The organism is Pseudomonas sp. B33.4, assembly GCF_034555375.1.
Taxonomy (GTDB): domain Bacteria; phylum Pseudomonadota; class Gammaproteobacteria; order Pseudomonadales; family Pseudomonadaceae; genus Aquipseudomonas.
In genome coordinates, this window is record NZ_CP140706.1 from 171,025 (window position 1) to 184,386 (window position 13,362).

Genomic DNA, 13,362 nt, shown 5'->3' on the forward strand with positions numbered 1-13,362 from the left:
TCAGGATTTCCCCGACAAATCCGCCATGCCCTTGAGCAGCTCAATCGGCAACGGAAAGACAATCGTTGAACTCTTGTCGCCGGCAATCGAACTCAAGGTCTGCATATAACGCAACTGCATCGCCCCGGGCTGGCGGCCGAGCATTTCTGCCGCCTGCATGAGTTTTTCCGAGGCTTGCAGTTCGCCTTCGGCGTGAATCACTTTGGCCCGCCGCTCGCGCTCGGCTTCTGCCTGTTTGGCGATGGCGCGGACCATCGACTCGTTGAGATCGACATGCTTGATCTCGACGTTGGCGACCTTGATGCCCCATGCGTCGGTCTGTGCGTCGAGTACCTGCTGGATGTCGATATTCAACTGTTCGCGTTCGGCCAACAGTTCATCCAGTTCGTGCTTGCCGAGCACCGCCCGCAGGGTGGTTTGCGCCAGTTGGCTGGTGGCAGAAAGATAATCCTCGACCTGAATAATCGCCTTCTGCGGATCCAGCACGCGGAAATACAGCACAGCGTTGACCTTCACCGAGACGTTGTCGCGGGTGATCACGTCCTGCGGCGGCACGTCGAGCACCACCGTGCGCAGGTCGACCCGGACCATTTGCTGGACCACCGGGATCAGCAGGATCAGACCGGGGCCTTTGACCTGCCAAAAGCGTCCGAGCTGGAACACCACACCGCGTTCGTATTCGCGCAGGATGCGAAACGTTGAGCCGGCCAGGGCAATCACCAACAGCAGCAGCGCAACAAAACCGATTTGCAGACCCATGATCACTCTCCGAGCGGCGCCGCGTCAGTCGCGGCCACTTGCAGCAACAATCCCTTGCGCCCCACCACGCGCACTGATTGCCCGGTGTGCAGCGGTGTCGCGCTGAGCACTTGCCAGCGCTCACCTTGCAGTTGCACCCAGCCGTTACTCGCATCGCCCGGTTGCACCGTGGTGATCGCGGTCACACTGCCGAGCAGGCCGGCGTCGCCACTGACGGCGTGGCGCGGACGGGTTTTCAGGGCGCGGATCAGTAGTCCGATCAACAGCAGGGCGCTGATCAGACCGAGGCCGATCATCAGCGGCACCGGCAGTTCGGCGTTGCTGAGGATCAGCGCGCCGATGACGAACATGATGATCCCGCCCAACCCGATAACGCCGTAATTGGGCAGCGCGGCTTCAGCGATCAAAAAGACGATACCCAGCGTAATCAACCACAAACCCACTGGACTCATTGCCGGCAACGGGGTGTCGGCAGCCAGGGCTGATCCGCTGATCAGCAGGAGCAAGGCAAACGCACAACATCGACTGTTCACGTGACCCTCCGCGAGCGTCATGTCTGGTTCTTACAGTCTAGTTGAGGGTTGCGCTGGCTGAATTTTGATCAATGTGCGGATGTGTCCAGTGGGCGGATTTACCGGCATCAGCACGCCGTCGAACTAGACTCAAAGACACGGCAACCACCGTTCAGCGCAACACCGAGGTGCATCATGCGTATGGCAAAAAAAGTCCAGAGCAGCCTGAACCGCGCGCACTGCGAATACGACATCGTCGCCCACCGACACTCGTCCAGCAGCCTGGAAACCGCGCGAGTCGCCGGCGTGCCCGCCGAGCGCGTGGCCAAATCGATCATCCTCGACGACCACCACGGCCATTACCTGATGGCCGTGCTGCCGGCCAGCCGTCACCTTGATCTGAGCAAGGTACGCACCAGCGGCGAATGGCAACTGACCCGCGAAAGCAATCTGGCGCACATCTTCGATGACTGCGAACGCGGTGCGGTACCGCCGCTGGGTGGCTCTTATGGCCTGGACATGGTCATCGACCCGTTGCTGACGCGGCAAAAGGATATTTATCTGGAGGCGGGCAACCACAATTACCTGCTGCACATGAGCATGCCGGAGTTTCTGAAAATGGTGCCGCATGCCGAGGTGCGGGAGTTGAGTGATTAAGTTTTGTAGTGGGCTCGCTGGCCTCATCGCGAGCAGGCTCACTCCTACAATGGGATTGCGTTCCACCTGTAGGAGTGAGCCTGCTCGCAAATAATTTTCCAAACACCCCACTTTTGAAGGAGCTCAGCAATGGAACAACCAACCCACAGCCTCCCATCCCTGTTCAAACAACTCGGCCTGGAAAACGACCCGACCAGCATCGATCAATTCATTGCTAGCCATTCCCCGCTCAAACCCGAACTGCATTTGGCCGATGCATTTTTCTGGACGAGGAGCCAGTCGCAATTTTTACGCGACGAGATTCTGGATGACGCTGACTGGGCAGAGGTGGTGGATCAGTTGGATGTGTTGTTGCGCAAGGGGCGTGAGGGCTGACTGAAAGCCACTCTCTTGTCATTCAATTGAGTGGAACGGTTGTTGAGGATCAAAAAATAGACCAAAATAACGACCTCAATTGAGGTCTTTTATTATGCAAAGCGTTCTGGCCGATATGGCTGTCAGTGTCTCAGAATTAAAGAAAAACCCTTCCGCTGTGCTGAGCGGCGCTCATGGCGGTGCCGTGGCTGTTCTTAACCACAATCGCGTTATGGGCTATATGGTGCCAGCGGATGTGTACGAAGCAATGATGGAGCGACTTGATGATTTGGAGCTTGCTGAAATCGTTCGCGCCCGTAGCCATGAGACGCCAATTTCGGTAAGCCTGGATGATCTATAAGCTCGAATTTTTGCCATCCGCTCACAAAGAGTGGAACAAGTTGGGTCATACACTACGAGAACAATTCAAAAAGAAGCTGGGTGAGAGATTGAAGCTGCCCAGAGTCTCCGCTGACGCACTTCATGGAATGCCTGATTGCTACAAGATCAAATTGAAGGCTTCAGGCTATCGTCTGGTTTATCAGGTCATTGACGAGAGGGTCGTTGTTTCAGTCGTAGCGGTCGGTAAACGTGAGCGCAGTAGCGTTTATGAGAATGCAAAAAAGCGCTGATTTATCTCTCAGCGGCGGCTCTCTTCGCCCCAGCAGGCAATTTGTTTCAAAACTTGACTGAAATTCCCCTCCAATGCGATATTGATAGTTAGCAAACTAACAGTGTGCATTTCCCCGTGCCGAACGAACTCGACGCTCTCCAGATGAACATCAGCAGTGCCATGGTGGTAGCCGCCAGGCATTGGCGGAAGATCTGCCAGACCACGCTGGTCAACTATGGAATCTCCGAAGCCTGCGCCGTGCCGCTGTTGATGATCGGCCGTTTGGGCGAGGGTGTGCGGCAGGTGCAAGTGGCGCAGGCCGCGGGGATGGAGAGTCCGTCGCTGGTGCGTCTGCTCGATCAGTTGTGCCATTCCGGCTACGTCTGCCGTACCGAAGATGCCCAGGATCGCCGCGCCAAGTGCCTGAGCCTGACCGACACCGGTCGTGAACTGGTGCAGGCGGTGGAGATCGAACTGGTGCGTCTGCGTCATGAAGTGCTTGAGGGCATCGACCAGAGCGATCTGGAAGCTACGCTTCGGGTACTCAGAGCTTTTGAGGCGGCCAGTCCGCCTGTGGTGGTTAATTCTTGAACGGTTTTTTCTCCGGCATTCCGCCGGCCCGCGACTGGTTCTACGGGATCCGGACTTTTGCAGCGTCGATGATCGCGCTGTACATCGCCTTGCTCATGCAGATGCCGCGTCCGTATTGGGCGATGGCCACGGTGTACATCGTTTCCAGCCCGTTTCTCGGGCCGACCAGTTCCAAGGCGCTGTACCGTGCCATCGGTACTTTTCTCGGTGCGGCGGCGGCGGTGTTTTTCGTGCCGATGTTCGTCCAGAGCCCTTATGTGTTGGTGGTGGTCATTGCGTTGTGGACGGGGATTCTGTTGTTCATGTCCCTGCATTTGCGCACGGCCAACAGCTACGCATTGATGCTCGCCGGTTACACCCTGCCGCTGATTGCCTTGCCGGTGGTGGATAACCCGCTGGCGGTGTGGGACGTGGCCGAGGCGCGTACTGAGGAAATTTTCCTCGGCATTGCTGTTGCCGCCGTGGTCGGTGCGATGTTCTGGCCGCGACGCTTGGCGCCGGTGTTCAACGACGCCGTGAGCAAGTGGTTCGCCGACGCAACCACCTACAGCCTGAAATTCCTCAGCCGCGACGTGCAGCCCGAAGAGGTCACCGCGCTGCGCATGGCCATGGTCGCCAACTTCAACAGCCTCGAATTGATGATCGGCCAGTTGCCCCACGAAGGCGCGCGACCGCAAACCGTGCGCAACACCAAAGAGTTACGCGGGCGCATGATTCATTTATTACCAGTGATCGATGCGCTGGAAGATTCGCTCTACGCCCTCGAACGGCGTACGCCAGAGCTGGTGGATAAATTCGAACCACTGCTCGTCGCGACCCGCGAATGGCTGGGCCACCAAGACGCCGATCTCGACCGCTGGCAAGTGCTGAAAGATCAGCTCGAAGCCCTGCAGCCGAGCGTCGAGGCGCTTGAGGATCGCAGGCAACTGCTGTTCTCCAATTCGATTTATCGCCTCGGTGAATTCATCGATTTATGGCAGGACTGCCGCAGTCTGCAGGACGCGATTCTCTGCGAGCGCCAGGACAGCTGGCGCGCGGTCTACCGTCACTGGCGCCTCGGTCGTCTGACGCCGTTCATTGATCGTGGGCTGATGCTCTACTCGGCGGCCTCGACCGTTCTGGCGATCATCACCGCCTCGGTGCTGTGGATTCTGCTCGGCTGGCCGGACGGCGGCAGTGCGGTGATTCTCGCCGCGGTGGCTTGTAGCTTCTTCGCCTCGATGGACGACCCAGCACCGCAGATCTACCGGTTCTTTTTCTGGACCGGCATGTCGGTGCTGTTCGCCAGCCTTTATCTGTTTTTGATTCTGCCCAACCTGCACGACTTCCCGATGCTGGTGCTGGCGTTTTCCATCCCATTTATCTGCGTCGGCACGTTGACGGTGCAACCGCGCTTCTACCTCGGCATGCTGCTGACGCTGGTCAACACCTCGTCGTTCATCAGTATTCAGGGCGCTTACGATGCGGACTTTTTCGCTTTCGTGAACTCCAACCTCGCGGGGCCGATCGGTCTGCTGTTCGCGTTTATCTGGACGCTGGTGGCGCGCCCGTTTGGTGCCGAATTGGCAGCGAAACGCCTGACGCGTTTCAGCTGGAAAGACATCGTCCACATGACCGAGCCGGCCAACCTCGCCGAGCACCGCAAATTGGGCGTGCAGTTGCTCGATCGGCTGATGCAGCACCTGCCGCGTCTGGCCCTCACCGGGCAGGACACCGGCATCGCCATGCGCGAAGTGCGCGTCGGCCTGAACCTGCTCGATTTGCTCGCCTACACCCCACGGGTGACGGGCGCGCCGAACCTGTTGTTGCAGCAAGTGGTCAGTGAAGTCGGCGAGTATTTCCGTGCCTGCCTCAAGGCCGGTGAACGCTTGCCGGCCCCGGCCCCGTTGCTGATGACCCTGGATCGCACCCGCCGCGCGCTCAATGGCCACGGCGACGATGAAACCCGGCTAAACCTGTTGCACGCCTTGAGCGGTTTGCGTCTGGCGTTGCTGCCCGGCGTCGAATTCGTCTCCAGCGCCGAGCCCGAAGAACCGCTGCCCGATGGAGCGCCCCTATGATTGGTGATCTGGACATCAGCGGCATTTTCCTGCCGACCTTGCTGGTGTTGATGGGCATCACTTATGTGCTGTTTTTGTTGGTGCATGCCGTGCTTACGCGCGTGCACTTTTACCGTCTGGTCTGGCACCGGGCATTGTTCAACGTGGCGCTCTACGCGGTACTGCTGTACGGCGTGGACTCACTCAGTCGATACCTGATGACATGAAAAAACCGTTTTTGACCATCGGTCGCGTGGTACTGACCCTGCTGATCGTGACTTTTGCCGTTGTCCTCGTCTGGCGCATGGTGATGTATTACATGTTCGCGCCGTGGACCCGTGACGGCCACATTCGCGCCGACATCATCCAGATCGCCCCGGACGTGTCCGGGTTGATCCAACAGGTTGAAGTGAAAGACAACCAGTTGATCAAGCGTGGCCAGGTGCTGTTCAGCATCGACCAGGATCGCTTCAAACTGGCCCTGCGTCAGGCCAAAGCGGCTGTCGCGGACCGCGAAGAAACCCTCGCTCAGGCCCAGCGTGAAGCCAAGCGTAACCGTGGCCTCGGTAATCTGGTGCCGGCTGAGCAACTGGAAGAAAGCCAGTCGAAGGTCGCTCGCGCGCAATCGGCACTGGCCGAAGCCATGGTCACCGTGGACAGCGCGCAGCTCAACCTCGATCGCTCGGTAATCCGTAGCCCGGTGGACGGTTACGTCAACGACCGCGCGCCGCGTCCGCAGGAATTCGTCACCGCCGGGCGTCCGGTGTTGTCGGTGGTCGACAGCAATTCGTTCCACATCGACGGCTATTTCGAAGAGACCAAACTTGACGGCATTCATGTCGGCCAGTCGGTGGATATCCGCGTGATCGGCGACCGTGCCAAGCTGCGCGGGCATGTCGAAAGCATCGTCGCCGGCATCGAAGACCGCGACCGTACCAGTGGCAGCAACTTGCTGCCGAACGTTAACCCGGCGTTCAGCTGGGTGCGGCTGGCACAGCGGATTCCGGTGCGGATTGCCTTTGATGATGTGCCGGAAGATTTCCGCATGATCGCCGGGCGCACTGCCACGGTGTCGATCATCGAAGACTCAAAGGTCGACGATAAGAAGCAGGAGCCCGCGCAATGAGTAGGGCCCTGATGATCGCCGGGTTGGGCATGATGTTGTCGGCGTGTCAGATGGTCGGGCCGGACTATCACGTGCCTGAGAATTCGGCAGTTCAGCGCAAGGATTTTCAGGGCGAACTGGCCGTCGACGGTAAGCCTGTGGTCTCGGCGCCGGTGCCGGCGGATTGGTGGCGGCTGTATAAAGACCCACGCCTTGATCAACTGGTGCAGCAGGCCATGGCCTCCAACACCGACCTGCGCGTCGCCGCCGCCAATTTGCAGCGCGCCCGCGCTCAGGTCGATGAGGCGGAGGCTGCCGGCGGTTGGAGCGGCGGCGTGAAAATGGGTGCCCAGCGTTTGCAGGAATCCGGTCAGGCATTCCTGTTGCCGGAGAAAGTCCCAGTGGCCAACGTTGGCGATATCGGCATCAGCGCCTCGTATCAGTTCGACCTGTGGGGCACGTTGCAACGCGGTATCGAAGGCGCCAAGGCCAACGCCGATGCAACCCAAGCCGCAGCGGATACCGCGCGCATTACTTTGGTGGCAGACGTGGTGCGTGCTTATACGCAAGTCTGCGCAGCCAACGAAGAACGCGAAATCGCCCAGCATTCCCTCGACTTGCAATCGCAAGGCACCACGCTGATCCAGCGCCTGCGCGATGCCGGTCGTGGCGATGAAACCCAGGTCACCCGCTCGCAAACCCAATTCAAATCCCTGCGCGCCGACATGCCGCGTTATGAAGCGGCGCGTCAGGCCGGGTTGTTCCGTCTGTCGATGCTGCTGGCAAAACCGGTCGATCAGTTGCCGGCTGGCACCGCGACTTGCGCCGAATTGCCGAAGATCGCTCAACTGGTGCCGGTCGGTGACGGCGCGGCGTTGCTCAAGCGGCGCCCGGACATTCGTCAGGCTGAGCGGCGTCTGGCCGCCGCCACCGCCGGGATCGGCGTCGCCACCGGCGAGTTGTACCCGGACATCAGCATCGGCGCGACCATCGGCACCGTCGGCATCATCGACGACCTCGGTGATCCGTCGACCAACCGTTGGGGTTTCGGCCCGTCGCTGAGCTGGAAAGTGCCGACCAACGGCGCCCGTGCGCGCATCCGTGAAGCCGAAGCGACCACCCAAGGCGCGCTGGCGCATTTTGATGGCGTGGTACTCAACGCCATTCGCGAAACCCAGACCGGTCTGGCCCAGTACAGTGCCTTGCTGCAACGCCGCGATGCGCTGGCCGATGCCGAGCAGTCGGCGAAATTGGCCGCGGACCAGACGCACCGCTTCTTCCAGGCCGGCCGTGAGTCGTTCCTGGCGGATCTGCAAGCGACCCGCACCTACACCGATGTCACCGCGCAACTGGCCGCCGCCAACACCCAGGTCGCCATGAGCCAGATCGATTTGTTCCTCGCCTTGGGCGGCGGCTGGGAAAGCGGACGAACGCACGCTCCAAGCCCCAGCAAACCCTGAGGCCGTTGCTATGCTTTGAAGTGTTGAAGGGGCGCCCCGTGCAAAGCGCCCCTTCAGCGCACATTGCTAGCGCTGGTCTAGGGGAAACCAATAATGAAAAACCCTTACGCTCTCGGCTTCTGGTGCGCCCTCGCAGCGCTGGTGCTGCTGTCGGCCACCTATTTCTACGGCATCATGCTCGCTCACCAGATCGACAAGGCCATGGTTTTCCTCGACAGCGCCGTCGCGCTGATTGCGGTCATGGCAATCGTCGTCGTGGCGTGGGCGTCGATTCAGGTGCAGCGGGTCAAGAAACGCCAGCTTGAACAGGGCAAGACCCTGGTGCTGATCTGGGATACCAAAGTCGCCCTGCGCCGAGTCGAAACCGTGTTCGACCGGTATTTCTGGGGCAGTTACTGGCAACCGGGGCGAACCTTCGCCGAAGTCATGGGCGAACTCACCGGCACGCCGCTGGAAAAAAGCCTCGAAGCGCTGAAAAAACAGTGCCTGGAACTCGACAAGCAGATTGATGGCGAAGGCTGGCATTGGCTCAACAATGCCCGGGAATTGTCCGATGTCGCTACAGCCATGGCCCGCGAGCGTTATCAACTGGATTTCTGCGATCCGCGCGCCGATGGGCCGGGCGGGGCGGTGATCGATCGGGACTTTGAAGTGCTGGTCTACACGTGGACCGCGCGGCTTAAAAGCTTTGATCATCAACTGGATGAGATCGAGGTTCAGTATTCCTGATTCTCGCTGAATCGACCGGCCTCATCGCGAGCAGGCTCACTCCTACATTTGGAATGCGTTTCCCTGTAGGAGTGAGCCTGCTCGCGATAGCGCCCTAAAAAACAGCGAAACTCTTCCAGCCTAGCGACTGTCCATTCTCCCCATAGACACTCTTTAACCTTTAAACATTGGGCCACCTTGCGCGCCCGGTGCTAATCTCCACCGCTGAATTCAGCGCAGTCGAGCCGCGACCCGGTCACGGGTTCAGGGAAGACGACCACACTCACAGCCACGGAAATCGATCAGGTCATTCATGAATAAATCAGCAGGCGTGCTCCTCGGAATTGTTGTTGCCATCGGCGCGATCAGCGCAGGCGGGGCCTGGTACACCGGGACCAAGATCGAAGGCGTGTTGAACAACGCCGTCAGCAATGCCAACAAAGAGCTGCAAACCGCGATGGCCGGCTCCAACGGCACCGCGTCGCTGGAACTGGTGTCGCTCGACCGCCACACCTTCACCAGCACCGCGCACTACCGCCTCAAGGGTGAAGGCGAGATGTTTGGCGACAAACCAGTCGAATTGCTGTTCGTCGACCACATCGAGCATGGCCCGCTGCCGTTCTCGCGTCTGGTTTCGCTGAAATGGCTGCCGGTCATGGCCACCAGCAACTATGAGCTGGAAAAGAACCCGGCCACCGAGAAGTGGTTCGCCGCCACCAAGGGCGCCGCGCCGCTCAAAGGCGTGACCAGCATCGGCTATGACGAATCCACCACCAGCACCCTCGATCTGCTGCCGTTCGAAACCGTGCTGGATGAGCAGTCGAGCCTGAAGTTCTCCGGTCTGACCATGAACATCTCCGCTAATGCCAAAGCGCAGAAGGTCAAGGCAGACGGCTACATGGACAACCTGAAACTGGTCACCGTGGCTGAAGACCAAGCGCCCGTGCAGGTCGAACTCAACGGTCTGACCCTGGCCAGCAACCTCGCCAAGAGCAGCTACGGCTACTACACCGGGGAAAACACCCTGGTGCTGACCAACAGCAAAACCACCTTCGGCCCCAAGCAATCGGTGCTCGGCGTGAAGAACTTCGAAATGAAGAACCTCACCGAGGAAACCGGCAGCAATGCTTCGGGTCGTGCTGATTACAAGATTGGCGAAGTCAGCCTCAACGACAAGAAAATCGGCTCGGCCAATATGGCCATGAGCCTGAAAAACCTCGACATCCCGTCGACCATGTCGCTGATGCAGATCTACCAGACCAAATTGCAGCCGTATGAAAAAGCCGCCGCCGAAGCCGCAGCCCAGGGCTTGCCAGCGCCGGAGCTGAACCTCACCGAAGCTGAAAACGTCCAGGTCAAAGCCGACCTGCAGAAACTGCTGGCCGCCGGCCCGCAGATTGCCCTGGAAAACCTGTCGTTCAACACTGCCAACGGCGAGAGCAAGGCCAATCTGGTGATCGACCTGACCAAGCCGCAATCGATGGACTTGCCGCCGGATCAACTGGGCAAACAACTGGTCGCATTGCTGGATCTGAATATCCAGGTGTCCAAGCCGATGCTGGTCGATCTGCTCAGCGTGCAGGCGCAACTCGACGGTCAGACCGATGCCAAAGCCATCGTCGATCAGTCCAAGGAAGCGGCTGACATGTTCGCCGGCATGGCGGTCGGTTCGCAGCTTGCGGTCGTCGACGGCACCAACGTCGTGACCAAGCTGCATTACGCCGCCAATCAGGTCGAATTCAACGGCCAGAAGATGACCGTCGAGCAGTTCGTCGGCTTCCTGATGAGCAAGTTCGCAGGCGTCACGCAAGTGCAGTAATCCTGCGCTCTTAATAGCAACGCCCGGCCTCTGTGTTGAACGGACGCCGGGCGTTTTGCTGTCTGGCGTTCGGGTTTTCGGCGTGCCGGCTGAGCCGTCACTGCGATTCTGAACAATTATTGCGTTGTGGAATCTGGTCTACGCTTGCGTGCAAGACTGCCTGACTAAGCTTGGCCGTTGGATGTGCATCGGCGGCCACCGTTACGAATGGGCAAGGAGGGCATTGCGACCCGGCTGGCCATGTAAGGATGCTGACGAATGCCGCGTATTGATGTTCCCGTATTACATCGTGGTTTACGCCCTTTGTTTCGAGTCGCGCTGTGCAGCCAATTGCTCTGGCCGGCGCTAGCGTTTGCCGACACACCCTACGATCAGATGGTGCGCGACGCCCGTGCCGGGCAAACCACGCCCGCGCTGACGCTTTTGCGTCAGGTGCCACCCGGCCAGTCGACCACCGGGCAGATCAGCGATCACCTGCAAATTGCCAGTTGGGCTGGACTCGACACTGAAGTGGTGCAGGTCTACGAAACCCAAGGCCGCGACCGCGTGCTGCCGGTGCAGGCGCTGACCGCCACTGCGCGCGCCTACCGCAACCTCAAGCGTTGGGATCAAGCGACTCAGGTCTACAACAAGGCTTTGGCGCTGGAGCCGGATAACGCCGATCTGCAACTGGGCCTGGCCCTGACTCAGGCGGATGCTGGCAAACCCGACGAAGCGGTGACCCGCGCCAAAGCGCTGGTGGCGGCCAAACCTGATGATCCGTCGCGCCGTCTCGCCTTGGGCTACGCCCTGACCCGCGACAACAAACCTTACGATGCCCTGTTCGAATACGATCAGGCCTTCAAACGCGCCGGCACTAAACCGGAAGTCGCTCGCGAATACGTGGTTGCCCTGCAAAAGGCGCGTCTGCCGGAACCGGCGTTGCGCCTGGCCAATCAACGCCCGGGCCTGATCGATCCGGTGACCCTGCGTCGCCTCGAAGGCGATCTCGCCGCCGAGCGCGTACGCCTGGCCGAACTCGCCACGCGCAGTGAAAAAGAGCGCTACGTCATCGCCGATCGCGCGTTGGCTGACTACGACAAACTGCTCGCCACCTGGACGCCGGACGCCACAGCACACGACGATGTGGTTCGCTGGCGCATCGACCGCATGGGCGCACTCAAGGCCCGGGCGCGTACCGCCGACGTCATCACCGAATACCAGAAGCTGCAAGCCGAGGGCGTGAAGATTCCGACCTACGCCCTGCGCTGGGTGGCGGCGTCTTATCTGGATCAGCGTGAACCGGAAATCGCCACCGACCTGTATCGCCAAGTGCTTGCGGCGCCGGACGCCGATGTCGGTGATCGCCTCGAAGACACCACTGCGCTGTACTACGCGTTGCTGGAAAGCGACCGCGCTGATGAGGCACGCAAAGTCGCCGAGGACGCCGCCAAGTCTCAGCGTCCGCGTGTCGAACTCAAAGGGCTGCCCATCGGCAACCCCAACGATGAATGGATGGACGCCCAGCAACTCGCGGCGCAGGCCGGCACCTACGGTTCCGACCTGCCGCACGGCGAGGAACGCTTGCAGAATCTGGTCGATCAGGCCCCCGGCAACATTGGTCTGCGTCTGGCTCAGGCTGATCTGTACCTGGCCCGGCAATGGCCGCGCCGCGCGGAAAACCAGCTCAAGGAAACCGAGAGCATGGTCCCGCGCGATATGGGCCTGGAAATTGGCCAGGCCCACACAGCCATGGAACTGCAGGAATGGCGGCAAATGGATGCGCTGACCGACGACGTCGTCGCACGTTATCCGGATAACCGCCAGGTGCAGCGTCTGGCCCGCGAACGCGAAGTGCATGACATGTCCGAGCTGCGCGTCGAAGCCTACGGCGGCAAGGCCAACGGTGGCGGCAGTGGCGATGCCGGAGCCGTCAGCGGCAGCCGCGATTTCGGCATCCAGACCACCCTGTACAGCCCGCCGATCGATGAAGACTGGCGGGTGTTCGCCGGGGCCGGGTATGCCACCGGCGACTTCGCCGAAGGCACCGGTCACCACCGCTTCCAGCGCGTTGGCCTGGAGCGGCGCACCCGCGACATGACCCTCGAAGCGGAAGTGTCCAATCACGATTACGGTTTCGGCGACAAACAAGGCGCGCGTCTGGCGATCGCCCGCGACATCAACGACAACTGGCAGTACGGCGGCAGCCTCGAATACCTCTCGGCTGAAACGCCATTGCGCGCGCTCAACAGCGACATCAAGGCCAATGGCGGCAGCGGTTTCATCCGCTGGCGCGCCAACGAAAGCCGCGAGTGGCGGCTGTCGGTGAGCCCGTCGCATTTCAGCGACGGCAACAACCGCGTCGAAGCTTTGCTCACCGGCCGCGAGGGCGTCTACAGCGCACCGAACGTGCAGGTCGATGCGGGACTGGAAGTCGGCACCAGCCACAACTCCAAATCCGATGACGTGCCGTACTTCAACCCCAAATCCGACTTCAGCGTGATGCCGCTGGTCAACGTCAATCACGTGCTCTACCACCGCTACGAAACTTCGTGGAGCCAGCAGTTCCAGGCCGGCGCGGGGACGTACAGCCAGCGTGATCACGGCACCGGTGGCATGGCGTTGCTCGGTTACGGCCAGCGTTATGCCTGGAACGACGTGTTCGAGGTGGGCGGTTTGCTCAGTGTGATCAACCGGCCCTACGACGGGGATCGGGAGACCGATCTGCGTCTGCTCGTCGACCTCACTTTCCGCTTCTAGAAGAGT

At 60.3% G+C, this 13,362-nt stretch carries 14 protein-coding genes; 12 read left to right on the forward strand and 2 right to left on the reverse strand.

Annotation, left to right across the window (positions count from 1 at the left end):
* Complete coding sequence (locus U6037_RS00730; RefSeq protein ID WP_007917711.1) at nt 1-759, reverse strand: slipin family protein; 759 nt, start codon at nt 757-759, stop codon at nt 1-3.
* Nucleotides 760-761: 2 nt separating this feature from the next.
* Entirely contained in the window at nt 762-1,292 is a 531-nt protein-coding gene (locus U6037_RS00735) for an NfeD family protein (RefSeq protein WP_322845473.1), read from the reverse strand.
* Nucleotides 1,293-1,466: 174 nt separating this feature from the next.
* Here U6037_RS00735 and U6037_RS00740 point away from each other — a divergent pair, with 174 nt between their 5' ends.
* From U6037_RS00740 to pgaA, 12 genes are all read left to right on the forward strand, one after another.
* A complete protein-coding gene (locus U6037_RS00740; protein ID WP_322845474.1) occupies nt 1,467-1,928 on the forward strand; it encodes a YbaK/EbsC family protein in 462 nt (153 codons plus the stop codon).
* A 129-nt stretch (nt 1,929-2,057) separates the two neighbouring features.
* Nucleotides 2,058-2,303: a DUF2789 domain-containing protein gene (locus U6037_RS00745; protein WP_322845475.1), complete on the forward strand. Its 246-nt coding sequence runs from the start codon at nt 2,058-2,060 to the stop codon at nt 2,301-2,303.
* A 94-nt stretch (nt 2,304-2,397) separates the two neighbouring features.
* Entirely contained in the window at nt 2,398-2,643 is a 246-nt protein-coding gene (locus U6037_RS00750; protein WP_095122322.1) for a type II toxin-antitoxin system Phd/YefM family antitoxin, read from the forward strand.
* The gene (locus U6037_RS00755; RefSeq protein ID WP_322845476.1) at nt 2,633-2,914 is read left to right on the forward strand and encodes a type II toxin-antitoxin system RelE/ParE family toxin; all 282 of its coding nucleotides are present in this window, start codon (nt 2,633-2,635) and stop codon (nt 2,912-2,914) included. The genes U6037_RS00750 and U6037_RS00755 overlap by 11 nt, the downstream gene beginning before the upstream one ends.
* Nucleotides 2,915-3,057: 143 nt before the next feature.
* The gene (locus tag U6037_RS00760; protein WP_103306495.1) at nt 3,058-3,486 is read left to right on the forward strand and encodes a MarR family winged helix-turn-helix transcriptional regulator; all 429 of its coding nucleotides are present in this window, start codon (nt 3,058-3,060) and stop codon (nt 3,484-3,486) included.
* Nucleotides 3,483-5,546, forward strand: a complete 2,064-nt coding sequence (locus U6037_RS00765; protein WP_322845477.1) for an FUSC family protein — start codon at nt 3,483-3,485, stop codon at nt 5,544-5,546. Before U6037_RS00760 ends, U6037_RS00765 begins: the two co-directional genes overlap by 4 nt.
* The gene (locus tag U6037_RS00770; RefSeq protein ID WP_007917703.1) at nt 5,543-5,752 is read left to right on the forward strand and encodes a DUF1656 domain-containing protein; all 210 of its coding nucleotides are present in this window, start codon (nt 5,543-5,545) and stop codon (nt 5,750-5,752) included. The genes U6037_RS00765 and U6037_RS00770 overlap by 4 nt, the downstream gene beginning before the upstream one ends.
* On the forward strand, nt 5,749-6,651 hold the full coding sequence (locus tag U6037_RS00775) for an HlyD family secretion protein (protein ID WP_064389057.1): 903 nt from the start codon (nt 5,749-5,751) through the stop codon (nt 6,649-6,651). Before U6037_RS00770 ends, U6037_RS00775 begins: the two co-directional genes overlap by 4 nt.
* Nucleotides 6,648-8,090, forward strand: coding sequence for an efflux transporter outer membrane subunit (locus U6037_RS00780; protein WP_322845478.1), 1,443 nt, complete (start codon nt 6,648-6,650; stop codon nt 8,088-8,090). The genes U6037_RS00775 and U6037_RS00780 overlap by 4 nt, the downstream gene beginning before the upstream one ends.
* 93 nt (nt 8,091-8,183) lie before the next feature.
* Nucleotides 8,184-8,819 (forward strand): NADH:ubiquinone oxidoreductase subunit N, encoded by a 636-nt coding sequence (locus tag U6037_RS00785; protein WP_322845479.1) that lies wholly within the window; start codon nt 8,184-8,186, stop codon nt 8,817-8,819.
* A gap of 292 nt (nt 8,820-9,111) precedes the next feature.
* Nucleotides 9,112-10,617, forward strand: a complete 1,506-nt coding sequence (locus tag U6037_RS00790; protein WP_322845480.1) for a YdgA family protein — start codon at nt 9,112-9,114, stop codon at nt 10,615-10,617.
* A 258-nt stretch (nt 10,618-10,875) separates the two neighbouring features.
* Nucleotides 10,876-13,356: a poly-beta-1,6 N-acetyl-D-glucosamine export porin PgaA gene (gene pgaA, locus U6037_RS00795; protein ID WP_322845481.1), complete on the forward strand. Its 2,481-nt coding sequence runs from the start codon at nt 10,876-10,878 to the stop codon at nt 13,354-13,356.
* Nucleotides 13,357-13,362: the final 6 nt, after the last annotated feature.